This window comes from Aquimarina sp. Aq78 (genome assembly GCF_900299525.1).
GTDB lineage: Bacteria > Bacteroidota > Bacteroidia > Flavobacteriales > Flavobacteriaceae > Aquimarina.
The window spans coordinates 155849-175875 of record NZ_OMKA01000026.1; the positions used below are offsets into that span (position 1 = coordinate 155849).

The 20027-nt window shown below is 32.7% G+C and carries 15 protein-coding genes; 5 read left to right on the forward strand and 10 right to left on the reverse strand.

Annotated features, from left to right (window positions below; genetic code table 11):
• Positions 1 to 48 precede the first annotated feature (48 nt).
• From DG435_RS17005 to DG435_RS17045, 10 genes are all read right to left on the reverse strand, one after another.
• The gene (locus DG435_RS17005) at positions 49 to 3303 is read right to left on the reverse strand and encodes a PorP/SprF family type IX secretion system membrane protein (RefSeq protein WP_108840638.1); all 3255 of its coding nucleotides are present in this window, start codon (positions 3301 to 3303) and stop codon (positions 49 to 51) included.
• A gap of 4 nt (positions 3304 to 3307) precedes the next feature.
• Complete coding sequence (locus tag DG435_RS17010; RefSeq protein ID WP_106793706.1) at positions 3308 to 5380, reverse strand: gliding motility-associated C-terminal domain-containing protein; 2073 nt, start codon at positions 5378 to 5380, stop codon at positions 3308 to 3310.
• Between the two features lie 757 nt (positions 5381 to 6137).
• Positions 6138 to 6311 (reverse strand): hypothetical protein, encoded by a 174-nt coding sequence (locus tag DG435_RS25610; RefSeq protein ID WP_159025661.1) that lies wholly within the window; start codon positions 6309 to 6311, stop codon positions 6138 to 6140.
• A gap of 400 nt (positions 6312 to 6711) precedes the next feature.
• Entirely contained in the window at positions 6712 to 7245 is a 534-nt protein-coding gene (locus tag DG435_RS17015; protein WP_106793705.1) for an OmpH family outer membrane protein, read from the reverse strand.
• A 229-nt stretch (positions 7246 to 7474) separates the two neighbouring features.
• On the reverse strand, positions 7475 to 8326 hold the full coding sequence (locus tag DG435_RS17020) for a bifunctional 2-polyprenyl-6-hydroxyphenol methylase/3-demethylubiquinol 3-O-methyltransferase UbiG (RefSeq protein ID WP_106793704.1): 852 nt from the start codon (positions 8324 to 8326) through the stop codon (positions 7475 to 7477).
• A gap of 18 nt (positions 8327 to 8344) precedes the next feature.
• On the reverse strand, positions 8345 to 8839 hold the full coding sequence (locus tag DG435_RS17025) for a hypothetical protein (RefSeq protein WP_106793703.1): 495 nt from the start codon (positions 8837 to 8839) through the stop codon (positions 8345 to 8347).
• A 53-nt stretch (positions 8840 to 8892) separates the two neighbouring features.
• The gene (locus DG435_RS17030; protein ID WP_106793702.1) at positions 8893 to 9372 is read right to left on the reverse strand and encodes a hypothetical protein; all 480 of its coding nucleotides are present in this window, start codon (positions 9370 to 9372) and stop codon (positions 8893 to 8895) included.
• Positions 9372 to 11243 carry a tRNA uridine-5-carboxymethylaminomethyl(34) synthesis enzyme MnmG gene (mnmG, locus tag DG435_RS17035; RefSeq protein ID WP_106793701.1) on the reverse strand — a complete coding sequence of 624 codons (1872 nt, stop codon included), beginning with the start codon at positions 11241 to 11243 and terminating at the stop codon, positions 9372 to 9374. The genes DG435_RS17030 and mnmG overlap by 1 nt, the downstream gene beginning before the upstream one ends.
• Positions 11244 to 11341: 98 nt before the next feature.
• Positions 11342 to 11761 (reverse strand): rRNA maturation RNase YbeY, encoded by a 420-nt coding sequence (ybeY, locus tag DG435_RS17040; protein WP_106793700.1) that lies wholly within the window; start codon positions 11759 to 11761, stop codon positions 11342 to 11344.
• Positions 11754 to 15143, reverse strand: coding sequence for a DUF4175 family protein (locus DG435_RS17045; protein ID WP_106793699.1), 3390 nt, complete (start codon positions 15141 to 15143; stop codon positions 11754 to 11756). Before DG435_RS17045 ends, ybeY begins: the two co-directional genes overlap by 8 nt.
• Positions 15144 to 15244: 101 nt before the next feature.
• On the opposite strand from DG435_RS17045, the gene DG435_RS17050 reads away from it, so the two are divergent.
• From DG435_RS17050 to DG435_RS17065, 5 genes are all read left to right on the forward strand, one after another.
• Positions 15245 to 16285, forward strand: a complete 1041-nt coding sequence (locus tag DG435_RS17050) for an alkane 1-monooxygenase (protein ID WP_106793698.1) — start codon at positions 15245 to 15247, stop codon at positions 16283 to 16285.
• A gap of 112 nt (positions 16286 to 16397) precedes the next feature.
• Positions 16398 to 17909, forward strand: coding sequence for a glutamate--tRNA ligase (gene gltX / locus DG435_RS17055; protein ID WP_106793697.1), 1512 nt, complete (start codon positions 16398 to 16400; stop codon positions 17907 to 17909).
• A gap of 128 nt (positions 17910 to 18037) precedes the next feature.
• A complete protein-coding gene (locus tag DG435_RS25615; RefSeq protein ID WP_152538440.1) occupies positions 18038 to 18205 on the forward strand; it encodes a DUF4177 domain-containing protein in 168 nt (55 codons plus the stop codon).
• Positions 18206 to 18275: 70 nt separating this feature from the next.
• Positions 18276 to 19220 (forward strand): SPFH domain-containing protein, encoded by a 945-nt coding sequence (locus DG435_RS17060; protein WP_106793696.1) that lies wholly within the window; start codon positions 18276 to 18278, stop codon positions 19218 to 19220.
• A 339-nt stretch (positions 19221 to 19559) separates the two neighbouring features.
• On the forward strand, positions 19560 to 20012 hold the full coding sequence (locus tag DG435_RS17065) for a hypothetical protein (protein ID WP_108840639.1): 453 nt from the start codon (positions 19560 to 19562) through the stop codon (positions 20010 to 20012).
• Positions 20013 to 20027 lie beyond the last annotated feature (15 nt).

Consider the following 20027-nt stretch of genomic DNA (forward strand, 5'->3'; position numbering starts at 1 on the left):
AAGCCGTGGGGTGTTTGGGTATTTAGTCATCATAATCTCTTTCTTACATTATTGAATTTTCAATATATAAAGATCTCCATCATACGAATTGTTTACGTTAGAAAATAAACTTTGTTTAGCTTCATCAAGATTGTCATGTCTCTTTAAGTAAACGTATATATAGTTGTCTTTGGGGTTCCTGAAATATTGAGGCTCTAATCCTTGAGATCGTAGCTTCGCCATTCCTCTTTCAAAGTAATTTTCTCTTTTGAAAATATTAGTAATCAGATAATATCCATTTTCAATATTATGTCCTCCGATATATGATAGACTCTCTGTTAAAACGGTATCATCCTTAACTGTATCCTTGATAAGTCGAGTTTCTTGTAATAGCTTTTTATAGGATTCTACTCTACTCTTGGCAATGTGCAATATCCACATATCACCAAAGTATCTGTTATCAATATTATTTAAATACTTTTCTGTCGCCTCATCCCTGTTTGTGTAACTTTCTATAGCTACATACTGGAATTGATTTTCTGGGTTAAGTATTATTTTAGAATCATTGAATCCTAAATCTTTTAAAGTGCCTGAGAATTTATCAGCATATGTTCCTCCCTTAAATACATTACCTATTAAGTAATATCCTTCTGGGTATCCAGGTATATATTTGGTTGCAATTTGAGCTTCTGGTCTCGTTGTTTCTGCAAATTTCACAAACCTATTTTTAGCTGTTAATCTTTTAGAACTAGCAGGATCTGCTTCTCTTTTAGCTTCATCGGCATCATCATTCATACTAACAAGTGATTCTAAAAGCTTGCTAAATTCACGTTTATCCACATTTAAGTTGGTAGTTAGTAATGAATCTCTACGAGCAAATATCTTACTTGTGATTCGACTACTATTATCCAATTCTTTCTTAATTTCATCCAACCCTTCTTCGTTTGCAGTTGTTGTTGCTTTTGCTGCTTCTTGTTTTAATCTTTCTGCCTCTGCTAGACGAGCTGCTTCTGCCGCTGCCTCATCTGCCAATCTCTTCTCTTCTGCTAAACGAGCTGCTTCTGCTGCTGCCTCATCTGCCAGTCTCTTCTCTTCTGCCAAACGAGCTGCTTCTGCTGCCTCATCTGCCAGTCTCTTCTCTTCTGCTAAACGAGCTGCTTCTGCTGCCTCATCTGCCAGTCTCTTCTCTTCTGCCAAACGAGCTGCTTCTGCTGCCTCATCTGCCAGTCTCTTCTCTTCTGCTAAACGAGCTGCTTCTGCCGCTGCCTCATCTGCCAATCTCTTCTCTTCTGCTAAACGAGCCGCTTCTGCTGCTGCCTCATCTGCCAGTCTCTTCTCTTCTGCCAAACGAGCCGCTTCTGCCGCTGCCTCATCTGCCAGTCTTTTCTCTTCTGCCAAACGAGCCGCTTCTGCCGCTGCCTCATCTGCCAGTCTTTTCTCTTCTGCTAAACGAGCTGCTTCTGCCGCTGCCTCATCTGCCAGTCTTTTCTCTTCTGCCAAACGAGCTGCTTCTGCCGCTGCCTCATCTGCCAGTCTTTTCTCTTCTGCCAAACGAGCCGCTTCTGCTGCTGCCTCATCTGCCAGTCTTTTCTCTTCTGCTAAACGAGCCGCTTCTGCTGCTTCATCTGCTATCTTTTGCTCTGCAACTTCACGTTCTAATTGTTTTTGGGCAGCTAGACGTTCTTCTTCTACTTTTTGCTCTGTAACCTCACGTTCTAATTGTTTTTGGGCAGCTAGACGTTCTTCTTCTGCTTTTTGCTCTGCAACCTCACGTTCCAACTCTTTTTGGGCAGCTAGACGTTCTTGTTCTGCTGCTTCTGCTTCACGTGCCGCTTCTTCAGTAGCTATTCTTTCTTCTTCTGATTTTTGTTCAGCAACCTCTCGTTCTATTTGTCTTTGAGCAGCTAGACGTTCTTCTTCTGCTTTTTGTTCTGCTGTCTCACGTTCTATCCGTCTCTGTGCAGCTAGACGTTCTTCTTCTGCTTTTTGCTCTGCTGTCTCACGATCTATTCGTCTCTGAGCAGCTAGACGTTCTTCTTCTGCCTTTTGCTCTGCTGTCTCACGATCAATCTGTCTCTGAGCAGCTAGGCGTTCTTCTTCTGCTTTTTTGTTAAGTAGTTTTACTTCTTCTGCACGTTGTAATTCTAATTCTCTGGCAGCTTTGGCTTCTTTTTCTCTAGCTTCTGCTATTGATTTTTCAAGCTCACTCATAGCTTTTTGATCCTGGCTTCGAGAATCTCCTTGTTCCTCTTGTAGTTCTCTTATTAATTTATTCTGTTCAAGAATTTCTTTCTTAAGTCTTCTAATCTCAGAATCTCTTTCTTCATAGGCCTTTTGAGTACTTGATTTTGTTCTACTACCTCTTCTTCTTCTCGGCCTTTCTTTTTCAAAATTATATGCTAAACCTACCTCATGAGTCGCTCCAAAATTACTGGTATCTCCAAACCCGGTTTCGTAGGTGTATCCAACCGAAATATTCGATGTGATATTACCACCAATACCTAATGAGGCTCCATAAAAACTATTATATCCTGCTTGAGCCCAACCTAGTGCTGGTAATTCAACAATAACATTACCCCCATATCTAAGATTTGAATCTGCACCCGAATCGGGTAACATATTGGCATATACCATTCCTCGTATTAGCTTATCTGATCTTCTTTCTAAACTGGTGGTATACATAACATGACCTGTAAAAGCCATATTGTCTGTTAATAGTTCACTACCTGTTATATTATAAGCAACAAGATTTGACACAGAAACTCCCACATCAAATTCTGCATAATTAAAGTTAACACCAGGAGTTAATTGAAAAACAGAACTGTTTTCATAGTTAAGAATAACAGGATCACTTACTTCTACTCCGTTATTTAAAACAATACTTGTCGCCGAATCAATATTAGATTTAATTCCGCTTTGCGAAAAGCCGAGATTTAAACCAAAAGTGAAGTTCATATCTCTATTTAATTCGATATTATATGCAAAGTTGGCTATACCACCAAAATACCTGTAAATACCTTCATTTTGTTGATGCAAACCGATAGAAACTCCTATTTTTTCATCAAAATTTGATGTATAGTTAATTAAGTATGTCTGGGGATTGTCATTAAATGAAGCCCATTGTGTTTTATTATAAACGTTAATAGATTTTTTGTTTTCGCGAACTAAAGAGAAAGTAGGATTAAAATAAAAACGGTTATATTTTACTAGGGTATGAGTAGGAATATCGGTTGGAAGAATGCCATAAGTAGTCGTGCTTTCATCCTGTCCTCTAAGAAGGTTAAAGGATATACAAATGATTATTAATAGTAATTTTCTGGCCATAAAATTATCTCATTACCGTTATCGAACCTTTTCTGACTACGGAATTATTTTTTGTTATTATATAATAATAAAATGGGTCTTGACCCGATGATTTCGAATTCTCTCTGGGCCAGTTATTCTGATAACTTGGTGTTGTAAAATCTACCTGACCTCGTGCATTATAAATCGTAACTTCTACTTCTTGTTGATTAAACAAACTTGGAGGAAGTAACCAATTATCATTAATACCATCACTATTAGGTGTAACTACATTGGGAATAATCTCTGAAGATCCTGCAACATCTGAAATATTAAGTATCTCTGAATCTATAACACAATCCAACAATGTAATCCTAACAAAATAATCTCCGATGGTATCTATTTCTATAGAATTTGTACCCTGACCACTTATAACGGTAGAACCATCTACCAAAGACTGATTCTCTCCGTCTACTACAATAAACCATTCATAAGCATAATTGCTGCTTTGAGGAACACTTAAAGTAGAGGTTTCTCCAAATGGAATAAAAGCAGGAGAAGCTTCTATAACAACAACATCTGATAAAAACTCAACCGTTAAATCATTTGACCGAGCTGTAGGAAATGTAGTGCTTCGTAAAGTAGCCTCTAAGGCATAAACCTCTCCTATATTAGTCGCCGTTACTGTAAAAGTAGTCTCTGTAACACCTGTAGATTGAGTGCCTAAAAACCATTCAAAATCAAATAAAGAATACTGATCCGGGATGATAGGAACTTCTAATCCCGTCGAAGTAATACCAAATAATGTCTCTAATCCCAAGGTACCTGTATCTGCATCACAGTCTAACAAAGTAGAAATCTGAGTCTTAAATCCTACAGGCTCAAAAACCTCTGTGATAGCCTGAAGGGTATCCATACAAGCATCATTAGCAAATACATCTGCATGATAAACTCCTGGATTGGTAACATCAAGAGACAAAGCTCCCGATGTCGTAATCGGAAGCGGACCCTTTATGCTTATACCATTCCTAAACCATTCTACCGTACTACCAGCAGAAGGTGCATTTGTCTCTATAGACAACGTTAACACTGGTTGGGTCGGTAATAACATAATCTGGGATGGAGGTTTAGTTGTAATGTCTGAGCCCAAATTAATAACCTCCACGGGGGGGGTAGTAATTATATTACATGTTGGAGTTCCAGTAACATTAACTGTATAAAAACCTGCAAAATTACTTTCTGGCAAAATCTCGGAAGGACCATCAAACTCCGGAATCAAAACTCCGTCCTTAAACCATTCATAAGTGAAACCTGCATCGGTAACACTGGTTGATAAAATCTTAACATCACTGGGGCAAAAAGATTGTGGTGAAGGCTCATTGATTCGTACTGTTGTAGAATTAAAGTCAATTACTTGCACTTCGGCACTATCAAAATTGAAAACTGCATTACAGCTTCCAAAATTTACCTGAACTTTATATTTTCCAATTTGTGATACATTTTCAAGCGTATTACCAGATTCACCCGGAATCACAACAAAATTATTGGTTCCTGTAGCATCAAAAGACCAAATGTATTCTGGAAAATCTCCTGGTAAAGCTGTCAACGTCGCCGATTCTCCAACACACAATGCTACTGTGTTAGCTTCAATATTTGCTCCGGTTAATGTGACTCCTTGAGAGAAATCAAAATAATAAATAGGAATATTTTCTTGTACCGCACTTAAAATAGTACTTGCCGGTACATTCACACGTAAACTATAATTTTCTCCTGCTAAATCTGTAGGAATAGCAAAAGAAGGAAATTCAATATCACCACCGGGAGGAATCGCTATAGGTGTTGTAAATCGAGTTAAAATTCTGGTGGTATCATTAGAAAAAACTCCATTTTCATCAGATAATTCTAAAACAAATTCTGTACCTGTTGTAAATAAAATATTTGCCTTAGCTATGGCTCCTCGATTGGGGCCGTTTTGATTTACACAGAGTTTCGTAGTAGTCGATCCAGTAGTAGAAGTAAATAAAGGAGCACTAATATCCTGAGCGTTGGCTTTCAAAGAAGAAAATAGAAAGCCTGTCACTATAGCAATTAATGATATGAGGTTAAGTTTTTTTTTCATGATATCACACTTATGATTAAGGTGAATATACTATATTAACTTCGCGATTTGGGGCGCTTGTTAATAATATTGTTAATATATTTTTTACCAAGACATAAAATTATAAATTAAATGTTTATATCAAACTAAAATTTAACTTTTTTTTGTAATAATTTTCTGACCTTTTATTACTTGTCCAATTTTAACTGAAGCAAATACGATCTCGAAAAACATTTCAATATACATAAAAATTTGTTAATCAATGTCTTGAGCTAACGTAAAAAATCATTTCATGCCTGTAAAAAAGGTTCAAATCTCCCCTGTTTTTATTAAAAAAACGGAAGTATATGGTAAAAAAAACATACTATTTGCACGTTTTTGGGCGTATTTTCTTTACGTTAAATGTTCTAAAAAAGGTAATTTTTCTCGATAAAGTGTAAAAAATAGCATTAAGTTTTTGGTCCTTGAAAAATGATATTATATAAAAATTAAGAGAAGATTTACACATAAAAACTCATCCTGTTTTTAAGTTGTTTTTTCTTTAAATCGGTTTTTTTCCTGAAGAAAAATTTCCGAAAAACGTTCTAAGAAATTCTCTCTTTATTGGTAGAAATTTTACGAATTTATCACCGTAAATCATAAAATCACCCTATTACTGTTATAGAAAATTTTCTGACTATGCAATTGTTTTTGGTTATTATAATAATAAAGTGCATCCTCATATTATTAGACCAAATTCTCCCTGGGTCAGTACGATCAATTTTTGAAAATCAAAATATTATTCTTGTACTGTATTTAAACCAGAACTTGCCTGTACATTCGTTCCTAAATTATAGTTCTCTCTTCTTGAATCCGAGGTTATAATTAAAAGAAGGAAATCCGATGTCATATTCAAAAAAGATAAAATATGTTTTCCGATTTTTAAAGCATTAACAGGTAGTATTATAGACATATAATAACAATGTTTTTTTAGTTTTAGGTTTTAAGATTATTTCTTCAAATCTATAGATGAATTTACCTTCAAGAAATCATAAAATATTAGTTATTTGCTATATAAAAATTCTTAATCATTTGATAATCAGTCATTTAGTTTATTGTAGAATATTCCTGTAACACACTCATAATTAATGTATTATCCATAAAATAGTAGATAAAAAATAGTGTTTATCAAATAAGGCGAAAGTTATTTTGGTAAATGTGTTTTACAAGTAGCACACCTTTAGGAAATCCAATATGATTGTAACCATAAACCTAACGAATTCACAGCTCGATATGATATAAAGATTAATATTAGTCATTAAAAAACCCTCATTAAATATTCAATGAGGGTTACAAAAATATTTTAAAGAAAACTACTCCTTTGTTTCGGTAGTTGTTGTATCTCCTCCATTTAATTCTTTAAGAATCTTATCTGTAATGTTTAATTCCTCTTTACCATAAAGTATATTACTAGTCTCTGTGTCTCCATAGATATAAGTATATCCATTTTTCTTACCATAATCCTCTATAAAGCTCTTCACCTTACCTATAATAGAATCTATCTCTACTTGACTTCCTTGTTGGATCTCTTGCATTTTGGCTTGCTGCTCTCTTTGTAAGCCTTGTTGCTTAACCATCAATTCCTGTTCTTTCTTTTCTCTATTGGCAGCAGACATAGATTTCATAATGTTTTTGTACCCTTCTACTTCAATCTGAAATTGCTTTGCCTTTTCTTCAAGTTCAGCCCGTACTTCATTATTACGCTTTGTCCATTTTTCTTGTGCCACTTTCATTTCTTTATAATCAGAAACAACTTTGGTATTATTTACATAACCCGTTTTTTCTATTTGTTGATTACAAGAAGCCAAAATTAATAATGCGCTTGCAACCCATACTATTTTTTTCATTTTTCAAAAATTTAGTTCTGAGCAAAAATATCAAAGTTCGTGCGATGTTATTCATTATATAGTCGTAAAAAACTATATATAAGAAAAAACAATCATTTTACATGTTGTAATATAAAAAAACTATTAAAAACGAATAAAAATAAGCCGTTTTAAGCTCTTTTTAAAAAAAAGGGGTGTAAATAGATATGGTTTGTTCTAAAAAGAGAAAAAAAGCATCTAAAAACAAAAATTAGTCGTTTTTAAGAATGTAAATGTGCGAAGAATACTCACCAGATCGTTTTGCTTTAAGATTAGAACGTAATCCAATCCAAAAAGCATTTAAAAAGTTCATTTTACCACTTTTGTACTTTTCGGATAAAAGTGACACATAAAATGAATCAAACTTCATAGGAAGTATTTTTTCCAATTTTAAATTTTCTTCTTCAAAAAGTTTTTGGATAGAAGTTTTAGAAAAATGCCAAAGGTGTCTGGGCACATCATATGCTGCCCAAAACGAATTATATTGTTTTGCATCATATGACTTAAAATTTGGTACGGCTATAATCACAAATCCATTTGGTTTTAAAAGACGTCTTAATTCTCTAATTTGAAGTTGCAAATCTGGTATATGCTCTAAAACATGCCACATCGTAATAACATCAAAACTTTTCGAATCCAAATTAGCCGTTTCGGGTTTTAAATCAATTCCTTTTTGTTTTGCTAGTTCTTTTGCTTGATTATTTGGTTCTACTCCTTCGATTCTCCAGCCTTTATTTTTTGCTGCACTTAAAAAATCTCCTGTACCTGCTCCAATATCCAAAAGTACACCTCGTTGTTGATTTAACTTAGAAATAAGTTTAACCTTTTTGTTTAAAGAATAGGTTTTAACTAAGTGGTATAGTTTTTCAAAAAGAGATCGTTTGGAATCTGTATGAGAAATATAATCTTCACTCTCGTAATATTTACCCAATTCTTTTTCATTAGGTTTCGGAGAGGTAACCAACATATCATATTCTTTATCATAAAGCAACTGAAACTTTTCTCCAGAAACCGTATAATCTTTACATTCGATAAAAAAATCTAAGGTTTTTTGTGTATTCATTTATGTAGATAGAAAAATTTAAAATAATGGTTCTATTTTTATGTTGTTTTTTATATCAATTAAAAACGATCGCATTTTATTATAAAACAAAGATCTTGTAGAAAGACAATTATCACCATTAGAATCTACAATGATAATTTTTACAAAAGTTTCAGCATCTCCTATTTCATTTTCAGCATCTTCTTTGTTCGATTTATTTATTAAATCACTAACCAAATTTGATCTTACTTCTCTATCCACATCAAAACTTATTTTGATATTAAATTCCGCATCAAAATTATCGAACAGTTTTACATCAAAATTGGATAGGTTTTGATCCTTTGTTAAGCCAAACTGTTTTCGCAATGAACGTTTCGCTTCTTCTGGATACATATTGGGTTTAAAAAGAAATGATTCTTCATTAAACACATTCTCTGTTTCAATTCTAAAATTATCAATCTGTCTTACCTTGTGTGTAGTGATACACGAATAAAACAAGAATAAAGCAAAAAACAGTATAAAAGAGTTTTTCATTATTTGTTTTTTAAAATTAGAATGTCTTACGACAAAAAATGTTCCACGTGGAACTATTCTTTAGATCTGTCATAAATTTCAACTCCCAAAAGTTCACTTAACTCATTAGCCTTCTTATAGGCCTTCCCATATTTTTCTGTTTTATAAAGTGTAAAATTCTTGTTTCCCGAAAAAAAACGAATTACAATTTTACTATGTCTTTCTTTTGTTCCAATTGCACTAACAGCACCCCACTCATTATCTAAACTAAAAGAAGTTGTAAAAATGGAAATATAATCAGGATATTCTAAATCGAGTTTTGTTTCAAAAATAGGGAATCCAAAAAGCGAAAAAAGTTTTTGATTATTAAAATCTCTATTGATTTTATAAGAAACAGAATATCCAAATACTCCTAAAGATAAAAGTAAAAAGATCAATCTGGATAAAAGTGGTTCCTCTGTATAAAAAAGAAAGGCAATAGCAATTACTAAAATCAGAATAGAAAGAATTCTTCCTTTTACAGGTTTTTCTTGTTCACAAAGCACACTATTCATCACCTACCCATATAAACCAAAAGTACAGAAATATCACTTGGCGATACTCCGCTAATTCGTGATGCTTGAGAAACGGTTGCTGGTTTTATTTTAGACATTTTCTCTCTTGCTTCAAAAGACAAAGATTTCAATTTTGTATAGTCAAAATTCTTAGGGATTTTTACATCCTCGAGTCTGTTTAGTTTATCTGCATTATTTTTTTCTTTTTCTATATAGCCCGAATATTTAACCTGAATCTCTGTTTGTTCTAAAACCTCTTTATCCAAATCATTCTCCTCTATATATGTAGAAACTTTCTCAAAATGTTTTATATCATCCAAAGTAATCTGTGGTCGAGAAAATAATTTAAATAGTTTCCCGCTCTGATTAATAGGTGAAGTTTTCTTTTCTTCTAAAACAGGATTTGCTTCTTCTGGAGTAACACTCGTATCCTTAAAAAACTGAACAAAGGCACTTGCCTTCTTTTCCTTCTCTTCCATTCTTTTCATTCGTTCATCTGAAGCTAAACCAATCTCATGAGATTTTGGTGTTAGTCTAAAATCTGCATTATCTTGTCTTAATAAAGTTCTATACTCTGCACGAGAAGTAAACATTCGATATGGTTCTTCTGTACCTTTAGTTATAAGATCATCTATTAAAACACCGATATAAGCTTCGCTCCTTTTAAGAATAAAAGATTCTTTTTCTTTCACTTTTAGCGCGGCATTTATTCCTGCCATTAATCCTTGAGAAGCTGCTTCTTCATATCCAGTTGTTCCATTAATTTGCCCCGCAAAAAATAACCCAGAAATCAATTTCGTTTCTAAGGTGTGTGTTAATTGTGTTGGAGGAAAATAATCATATTCTATAGCATATCCTGGTCTAAAAAACTTTACATTTTCAAAACCTACTACAGATTTCAAAGCTTTAAATTGAACATCCTCTGGTAAGGATGTAGAAAATCCGTTTACATAAACTTCTACCGTATTCCACCCTTCGGGTTCTACAAACAATTGATGTCTTTCTTTATCTGCAAATCTATTAATCTTATCCTCTATAGATGGACAATATCTTGGTCCAATACTTTTAATTCTACCATTAAACATTGGAGAACGATCAAAGCCTTCTCGTAACAAATCATGAACCTCTAAAGAAGTATATGTCATATGACATGATCTCTGTTTGGTGAGCGGTTTTGTTACATCTGTATAGCAAAATTTCTCAGGATTATCATCTCCTGGTTGTTCAATCATTTTAGAATAATCCAAAGATCTTCCATCCACTCTAGGAGGTGTTCCTGTTTTCATTCTTCCAGCATCAAAACCAAAATCAATCAATTGTTCTGTTATACCGGTTGCAGCTTTTTCGCCAGCTCTACCTCCGCCAAATTGTTTTTCTCCAATATGGATTAATCCATTCAAAAATGTTCCGTTAGTCAACACAACAGTCTTTGCTTTTATCTCAATTCCTAAAGACGTTTGTACTCCTTTTATTTCTCCGTTTTCAACCAAAAGTCCGCTCACCATTTCCTGGTAAAAATCCAAATTAGGAGTTTGCTCTAACAGCAACCTCCATTCTTCTGCAAAACGCATTCTGTCACTTTGAACCCTTGGGCTCCACATTGCAGGTCCTTTTGATTTATTCAACATTTTAAATTGTATGGCAGTACGATCACTCACTATTCCACTATACCCACCAAGTGCATCAATCTCTCTTACAATTTGCCCTTTTGCAATTCCACCCATAGCCGGGTTACAACTCATTTGAGCAATGTTCTGCAAATTCATTGTAATAAGTAAAGTGCTACAACCTAAATTGGCAGCTGACGCTGCCGCTTCACTTCCTGCATGGCCTGCTCCAACTACTATTACATCATACTCCGTATCAAACATAATTTCTATACAATTGTTCCACGTGGAACATAAATTTATTAATCAAAAATAATTGTTCCACGTGGAACAATTATTACTTTATACATTATCATAATGCACTAATGTTCCACGTGGAACATTAGTAATTTTTCTTCTTCTTTTTGTCTCATAAGACTTTCGTCTATATCAGACTTATCCTTATATCCACAAAAATGTAGTACCCCATGTATCAAAACACGTCTCATTTCCTCCTCCTCAGAAACCATAAATTCATTAGCATTATCCTTTACTCTTTCCGCAGAAATAAATATATCACCATTTAATTGGTTACCTATTGTATTGTCAAAACTTATGACATCCGTAAATGTGTCGTGATCCAAAAAGTCCTGATTTATTTTAAGCAAGTATTTATCATCACACAAGATGAAATTAATCTCTCCTTCTGACTTATTTTCTGATAATATAACTGCATTAATCCAAGAAGATAACGCGGCTTCGTTGGGTAGTTTTATGTTCGTTTCGTAAAAAAAATTAATCATTATCTTTCTTAAAATACTCTTGTACCTTTTGTTTATAATTTTGCCGCAAAGGTAATACTTGTCTATTTAATATTTCAGTAGTATTAAAATATTGTTTTGCCTTTTCTAATTGCTGTCTATTTTGATTACCAAACTGTACTTGATTTGTTTTGCTTTCCCTTTTTTCTTCCTCACCTTGTTCCAAAGTGGCATCCTCCAATTTAAGCAACTCATGTTTTAAATTGAGCATCTTAGATAATGTCCTTTCGTTAAATCCTTTTTCCAAAAGTTCTTGCTCTACCTGTTCCATTTTACGCAACAAGCTACTCCCAATCTTATTTCCTTTTCCTTCTTTCTTAATCTTATCTTGTAGTGCATTTCTAAGTTGTTGCTGTTGTTTGTATATTTCATACAATTCCCCATTCATATCCTCCTTCTGCATCTGTGACTCACCTTCTCCATTTTTACCATCACCATTCTTTTTGTTCCCTTCTTTACCTCCTTTTTGGTTTCCTTGTTTACCACCACCTTTACTATTCTTGCCCTGTTTTTCTCCTTGCTTATTTCCCTCTTGTTCTCCTTTTTTATCACCTTTCTTTTTTCCTTTTTCAGCACCCTCTTCCATCTTCTTATTTAACTCATCCTGTTTCTTTATAATATCTGGTAACTGAAATTCATTAGAACCACTCTTGCCTTTACTCCCTGAAGCAGACATGCTGTTTTGCATCTGGTCCAAAGTTCTACTCAATAAATATGCTAAATCATTTGATCCAGTAACAGTGTACTGTTGATTGGCCGAACCCTGGACAACTTGATTCTCTGCTAACCTTTCTAATGATTTATCTATATTAAACTCTATGTCTGTAAGTTTTTGTGTTACCACTTCTGTTATTTGTGGTGTTCGTAATGCTAAGGCATAAAGGCTGTCATCTATATGTATGAAGTTCTCTCTTAATATACTTTGCTTTCTAAGTTTGGATGAATAGCTGGGATTATTAATATCTATACCCTTAAACTTTTTCATTAAACCTTCTTGTCCTATAGAAAAATCAACAAGGTTATCCAAAATCTGTCTTAACATCTCCATGTCTTCTTGCTGTTGTTCTCCACCGGCCATTTGCATTTGCATCATCATACCATTACTCATCTGCTTCATTTTCTGAGCTGCACTTTTTTGGTTTTTCTTAGCATCCGATTTATTTTCCTTCTCTAGGTTTTCACTTGCCTTTTGCTGTTCTTTTTTTATCTCATTCTCATCCTCCTTTTTCTGATCCAAGCTCATTGGCTTTTTTAAATCCTTATTTTCCTCTCTAAGTTTATCCATTTCCTTTTGGAAATTTTCAAACTCTTTATTTAATTCTTCTTGCTTTTCTTTTGTGTTTTCCTCCTCATTTTTCTCAGATAACTCTTCTTGTCTTTTGGATAAATCTTCAAGCTCTTTAACCAGTTTTTCATGTTTCTCTATCACATAATATCGCTTGGTTAATTCTAAAAGTTGTTCTAGGTTTTTCTTTAGATTCTTATTTTCCTTACCTAACTCTTCCAGTTTTTTTGTTAACTCTTCCTTTTGAATTTTATCTGCCAAACGTTCAATTTCTTCAAGAAGTTTTTCGTTCTTTTTTAACTTTTCTTCGTTCCTTTCTAGTCTTTCTTTTAGCGCATCTTTAAAAGGTTCTTCTTTTTCTTTATTCTCTAACTGCTCAAGATTATCTTTCAATTTTTTAGAAAAATCCTGCATCATTTTCTCCTGTTCTTTTTGCCTTTTTAAGAAATCTTCCAACTTCTTCTTGTCATTAAAATCTAGATTTTTTTTCTCTTTTTGAGTTTTACTTAAGCTTTTTAATTCTTGTTCTTGTTCCTTAAACTTATCTAATGATTTGTTCAATCCGGATATCGCCTCATTTTGTTTTTTTAATAATGTATCTTCTCTTTCTTCTTTTGTGAGTTGCCTGAAATTAAATACTTGACTTTTTGTGCTCTTATAATTATGAATAACATCATTATCAAAAACCTCAAAATAAAACTCATAATTAAGTCCTTCTATCAAATCAATTCCAGCAGGAAAAGCATAAATAAATTCATCAAATACAGCTTTACTAATTGCTATATTCTTAATCTTAATATTAGATGCGTTCTCCTGATCATAATATACCAGTCGAAGTTTACTTAGACCATAGTCATCACTTACTCTACCAAAAAAATAAATAGTTTGATTGTCGACCGAATCTTTTTCAGATTTTAGATTTAACTCTGGATACTGATCCCTAATCACATTAAGGTTAAACGCCAAATTATCGTGATCTTTTACATTCTGATTGGATGTCGTGATCTGATAATCCATATTAGAATACACCTTTTTATGATAAGAAAAATCCGTTCCGTTCTTTGCTAATGGGATAACAGAATCCTTGGTCTTTAATTCTACCCTGTCTGTATTTCTTGTATAAACTATCCAATCCACTTTTGTTCCTTCTGGGATAGTTGCATTGCCCGAACTTTTTAAAACTTCATCACGTTTTTTAGTATAACCAGGATAGTCCAATTTCATTTCAAAATTAAGTAAAGCAGGAATAGGAACCACAGATAAACGATGCGGAATAGAATTTACCTCGTTAGCACTTATAACAAATTCTAAAGATTCTTTTGGTTGAATAAACCTATATTCAAACTCACCCAAGCCTACATTTTTTAAAAAATATACTTCATCGTTATATGTAATTGTAGCATTATCCGGTACTATATCTCCAGCAGTTCTCACTTTAAGTATGAAATCTTTATTTTCAAAAGCATTCAAATCCTTGTTAATTATAAAAAATTGAAATGGTGCCGGTGGTTCATAAGCTACTTCATAATTGACAACTCTTTTATAACTATCAGAAATCCAACCGGTCTTATTAAAAACAAACAATAGTAGGAATATAGCTACAGGAATTGCTGCGTATTTGAGGTATTTAGCATTCTTTTTAAAGTTGATAGCCAGCTTAAAGGGAATTGGTTTTAGCTCACTTGATTTTTGTTCAATACCCGCAAGCAACAAAGCAGATGAGTTTTCATTTTCACTCAGTTGTAATAAGTTTAAAAGTCTGTCACTTACCTCAGGAAAATGATTTCCAATTATCTCCGATGCTTTTTCATAATCTATTCCTTTTGTAAGCTTAAACAACTTTGCAATTGGCACCAATATAAACTTAATAAATAAGCCAAACTCAACAGCTATAAATAGCCAAAACAATATTGTTCTTCCTAACCTACTAAGCCACAAAAAATTCTCAATTAGTAACGTCATTAAAAAATACAAAACACCTATTGCAAAAAAAAGTATAATACCCTTTATGAGTTCGTTGATATAATATTTTCTTGTAAACTGTTCTAATTTACTTTTTATGAACTGAAAATTATCCATATTTTAAACCTTCCTTTTTCATTAACCACTAAATCTACAATTTTATTTTTAATAGAATTGTTATATTTATGATAATTCAACCCTCTAGAACATAAGTTGTTATGAAAGATCTTAAATATATTTGTGCATACACAATACCTTTTATGGCTATTATTGGTATCTGGTTACAAGGAATTTACACTTACCTAACTCCTATATATGCTTTTGGTTTAATTCCTATATTAGAATTATTTACAGATTCATCTATCAAAAACGTAGACAATAATGACAAAATATTACAATCAAAAAAAAAGATATTTGATTGGATGCTTTATGTCAATCTTCCCATTGTTTATGGTGTTTTACTCTTTGCTATTATCACTTGTACTACATCAAATCTAGATACGTATGAAGTAGTCGGTATTATTATTTCCTTAGGAATCGTATTAGGATCAAATGGTATAAATGTAGGACATGAGTTAGGACATCGATTTACCAAAGAGCGTTATATTGGTAAAGCACTTCTCCTACCATCTTTATATATGCATTTTTATATAGAACATAATTTTGGTCACCACAATATGGTTGCAACAAAAGAAGATCCTGCCACCGCACGATACAATCAGCCTGTATATTCTTTTTGGATAACTTCAACTATCCGACAATACATTAGCGCTTGGAAAATACAATTCAAATTATTAAAACAAAACAATCTAGGATTCTTCTCTATAAAAAATGATATGCTCTGGTATTTTTTAATCACCCTTTCATATCTTATGATACTTACATATTTCTTTGATCTTTATGGGTTGCTAATTGTAGTTTTAAGCGGAATAACAGGATTCTTATTACTTGAAACTATAAATTATATTGAGCATTATGGTTTGATGAGAATAAAAAATTCTTCTGGTCGCTATGAACGTGTGAGAGAAATTCATTCCTGGAACTCGAACCATACCTTAGGCAGAATTATGTTATATGAATTAACACGACATAGTGATCATCATCATAGAGCGTCAAAAAAATATCAGATTCTGGATCATTATGATAACAGTCCTCAATTACCTTTTGGTTATCCAACATCCATGGTGTTATCACTACTTCCTCCCCTATGGTTTTTTATTATGAATAAACATGTTCCACGTGAAATGAAAAGTATTTAAAAAGGTAATAAGAAATTAAACGGTTATACCACAAAATCATTTCCATAGCATATTTAAGATTGTATCTTTGCCTTTTATTTGTATGACTTTTTAAAGTTAAAAAAACACAATCATGACAAAAGACATTAGGGTACGATTTGCACCAAGTCCCACCGGACCCTTACATATAGGAGGTGTGAGAACCGCATTATTTAATTATCTTTTTGCCAAGCAACACAATGGAACCTTTGTTCTTAGAATAGAAGATACCGATCAAAACAGATATGTTCCCGGAGCCGAAGAATATATTAAAGAAGCATTGGATTGGTGTAGTATACCATTTGATGAAGGGCCAGGAAAAGATGGAGGGTTTGGTCCATATAAACAAAGTGAACGTAAACATTTATACAAACAATATGCTGATCAATTGATAAAAGATGGTCATGCCTATTACGCTTTTGATACTACTGAAGCTCTTGATAGTCACAGAAAAAATCACGAAGCTAATGGTAAAACATTTATATATAATTGGCATAATAGAGAAAAACTTACCAATTCTTTATCCTTGTCTGAGAATGAAGTAACAGCAAAAATCGATTCTGGTGAGTCTTATGTAATTAGATTTAAATCTCCTAAAGATGAAACTTTACATCTTACAGATGAAATTCGGGGAGATATGAAGATTGACACCAATATTCTTGACGACAAAATCTTATTCAAGAGTGATGGGATGCCTACTTATCATCTTGCAAATATTGTAGATGATCACTTAATGAAAATTACACATGTAATTCGAGGAGAAGAATGGTTACCATCTTTAGCTCTTCATGTTCTTTTGTATCGTTCATTTGGTTGGGAGGCACCAATTTTTGCTCATTTACCATTAATTCTAAAACCAGTGGGTAAAGGAAAACTTAGTAAAAGAGATGGGGATAAAATGGGATTCCCAGTATTTCCTTTGCAATGGATAGATCCTAAAAATCAAAATATTTCTTCAGGATATCGTGAAGATGGATACCTACCAGAAGCCGTTGTTAACATGCTTGCTTTTTTAGGGTGGAATCCCGGTACAGAACAAGAATTATTTTCTCTACAAGAATTGATTCAGGAATTTGATCTGAAAAGAGTTAATAAAGCTGGTGCCAAATTTGATCCAGAAAAAACCAAATGGTTCCAACAGCAGCAGCTGCAAAAAATGGATAATTCCCTACTCTCTCAACAATTTGAAACTATTCTATCTGAAAAAAATATTTCTACAACCTTAGATCTAAATCTTGTTGTAAATGCAATAAAAGAACGAGCGACATTTACTAAAGATCTCTGGAGCCTTAGTCATTTTTATTTCTTATCACCTAGTGAATATGATGAGAAAGCCATTAAAAAAGCATGGAAAGAAGATACGCCACGTTTAATGCACGAATTAACAAGAATACTAAATGACATTTCGGATTTTTCTGAAAGCAATGTTTCAACCACTGTAAAAGGATGGATTACGGGAAAAGAAATTGGTTTTGGTAAAATCATGATGCCACTACGTATAGCTTTAGTCGGTTCACTACAAGGGCCTGATGTGTTTCAAATCGCATCAATGATTGGTAAAAAAGAAACTATTAGGAGAATAGAAAACGCCATCGAAAAAAATTAGCATCACTAGTATTAAAAATTAAGAAGACCATTGTTTAGTTAAACAATGGTCTTTTGTTTACAAAAGTTTGTAACATTTCCTTCATATTCTACACTTATTAAGTATAAGATCTTTAGAACTATTTTGTCATGGGAAAACAATATAAGGTTATACGCGTATCAGAAAATTGGTCTGCAGAAAAGCTTAGAAAAAAAATAGAAAATACAATGAATGAGTTTTCTAAACAAGGTTGGGACGTTGTAGACGTATCTTTTTTAGCTAATACTTATGTTGCTATGATAACTCTTTCAAAATAACAATCAATCATTTGCTATTTATTAGTACATTGATTTACAGAAAAACTTTTAACTCTTAATATATAAAACAATGGGACTATTTTTAATTCCAATAGTAATCTTCGGATTTATCATTCTGCTTTCAGGGATATTTACCGTAAAACAACAAACTTCTGCAGTTGTCGAACGTTTTGGTAAGTTTTTGAGTATCAGAAACTCGGGATTACATTTTAAAATTCCGATTTTTGATAGAATCGCTGGGCGAATCAATCTAAAAATCCAACAGCTTGATGTTCTTGTCGAAACCAAAACAAAAGATGATGTATTTGTACGTCTTAAAATCTCTGTTCAATTTCAGGTAATTAAAGAAAAAGTATACGATGCTTTTTATAAATTAGAAAATCCACATGATCAAATTACATCTTATGTTTTTGATGTGGTTCGTGCCGAAGTACCAAAAATGAAACTGGATGATGTTTTTGAACGTAAAGATGATATTGCTATAGCAGTAAAACAAGAACTTAATGAAGCAATGGTAAATTATGGATACGATATCATTAAAACCCTGGTAACCGATATTGATCCGGATATGCAAGTTAAAGAAGCGATGAACAGGATTAATGCTGCCGAACGTGAAAAAGTTGCGGCAGAATATGAAGCTGAAGCTGAAAGAATAAAAATTGTAGCAAAAGCACGTGCTGAAGCTGAAAGTAAAAGATTGCAAGGACAAGGTATTGCAGATCAACGTAGAGAAATTGCCAGAGGTCTAGAAGAAAGTGTTGACGTTTTAAACAATGTAGGTATTAATTCTCAGGAAGCTTCTGCTCTAATTGTAGTAACACAGCATTATGATACTTTACAATCTATTGGAGAAGAAACTAACAGTAATTTAATTTTACTTCCAAATTCTCCACAAGCTGGAAGCGATATGTTAAATAACATGATTGCATCATTTACGGCTTCAAATCAAATTGGAGAAGAAATGAAAAAACAAAATGCCAAAAAAGGTCTTGGCAAAAAGTCAGATAAAAATTAATAAAAATGTAATTTCTATTGCCAAACCCGATCAGATTTTATGATCGGGTTTATTTTTTCACTAAAGATTAAAAATTACTACTATTTTTACCAAAAACTTAAAATAACACGTTTTTATATAACCAATGCATAAAAGTGATACGATTATATTACTATTTTTTTTTCCTCTCTTATATCATTTTATATTAAGTTGTTTTTAATAAGAAAAATTAATGATTTCTTAAAAACTATAAAAATTACTTATACCACAAAAAATTCTTATCTTTATGGAAAATTGTCCCCCATGAAAAATTACTTATTTATTTTCCTTCTTATTTCCGGAAGTGTTTTTTGTCAAAACATGACTACACTAAAAGAATTTGCATTGCGAGATGCAAAAGCTACTTCTAAAGCATCAATGGATAGAAATTTAAGTACAATACTCAAATATACTCATCCAGAAGTTTACAAAGCTTATGGAGAAAAACAACTAATGGATACTATGGACGAAATTTATAGAACCATGGATGCTCAAAAAATAAAAATCCTTAGTTCTGAAGTAGACGAAGTAACAGAGATAAAAAAAGAAAACAAAGAATATCATTGCTTAGTTAAAAACACTGTAAAAATGGATTTTAATGGTAGGTTAATTACCTTAAAAAGTTCATTATTTGGTTTTTATAATAGAAAAAAATCTCAATGGTATTTTGTAGAGTCTAATAAACTTCTTGACGATCCTCAAACTAAAGAGCTCTTTCCTAATTTTAAGACAGATATCGAAATTCCTTTAGATGAGCATATTGCAGATAATTAAAAATCAAAAAAACTC

What these genes read in the sequence shown, in the direction of transcription:
- DG435_RS17005 (WP_108840638.1), bottom strand. Translation starts at nt 3,303, where the DNA reads ATGGCCAGAAAATTACTATTAATAATCATTTGTATATCCTTTAACCTT.
- DG435_RS17010 (WP_106793706.1), bottom strand. Translation starts at nt 5,380, where the DNA reads ATGAAAAAAAAACTTAACCTCATATCATTAATTGCTATAGTGACAGGC.
- DG435_RS25610 (WP_159025661.1), bottom strand. Translation starts at nt 6,311, where the DNA reads ATGTCTATAATACTACCTGTTAATGCTTTAAAAATCGGAAAACATATT.
- DG435_RS17015 (WP_106793705.1), bottom strand. Translation starts at nt 7,245, where the DNA reads ATGAAAAAAATAGTATGGGTTGCAAGCGCATTATTAATTTTGGCTTCT.
- DG435_RS17020 (WP_106793704.1), bottom strand. Translation starts at nt 8,326, where the DNA reads ATGAATACACAAAAAACCTTAGATTTTTTTATCGAATGTAAAGATTAT.
- DG435_RS17025 (WP_106793703.1), bottom strand. Translation starts at nt 8,839, where the DNA reads ATGAAAAACTCTTTTATACTGTTTTTTGCTTTATTCTTGTTTTATTCG.
- DG435_RS17030 (WP_106793702.1), bottom strand. Translation starts at nt 9,372, where the DNA reads ATGAATAGTGTGCTTTGTGAACAAGAAAAACCTGTAAAAGGAAGAATT.
- mnmG (WP_106793701.1), bottom strand. Translation starts at nt 11,243, where the DNA reads ATGTTTGATACGGAGTATGATGTAATAGTAGTTGGAGCAGGCCATGCA.
- ybeY (WP_106793700.1), bottom strand. Translation starts at nt 11,761, where the DNA reads ATGATTAATTTTTTTTACGAAACGAACATAAAACTACCCAACGAAGCC.
- DG435_RS17045 (WP_106793699.1), bottom strand. Translation starts at nt 15,143, where the DNA reads ATGGATAATTTTCAGTTCATAAAAAGTAAATTAGAACAGTTTACAAGA.
- DG435_RS17050 (WP_106793698.1), top strand. Translation starts at nt 15,245, where the DNA reads ATGAAAGATCTTAAATATATTTGTGCATACACAATACCTTTTATGGCT.
- gltX (WP_106793697.1), top strand. Translation starts at nt 16,398, where the DNA reads ATGACAAAAGACATTAGGGTACGATTTGCACCAAGTCCCACCGGACCC.
- DG435_RS25615 (WP_152538440.1), top strand. Translation starts at nt 18,038, where the DNA reads ATGGGAAAACAATATAAGGTTATACGCGTATCAGAAAATTGGTCTGCA.
- DG435_RS17060 (WP_106793696.1), top strand. Translation starts at nt 18,276, where the DNA reads ATGGGACTATTTTTAATTCCAATAGTAATCTTCGGATTTATCATTCTG.
- DG435_RS17065 (WP_108840639.1), top strand. Translation starts at nt 19,560, where the DNA reads ATGACTACACTAAAAGAATTTGCATTGCGAGATGCAAAAGCTACTTCT.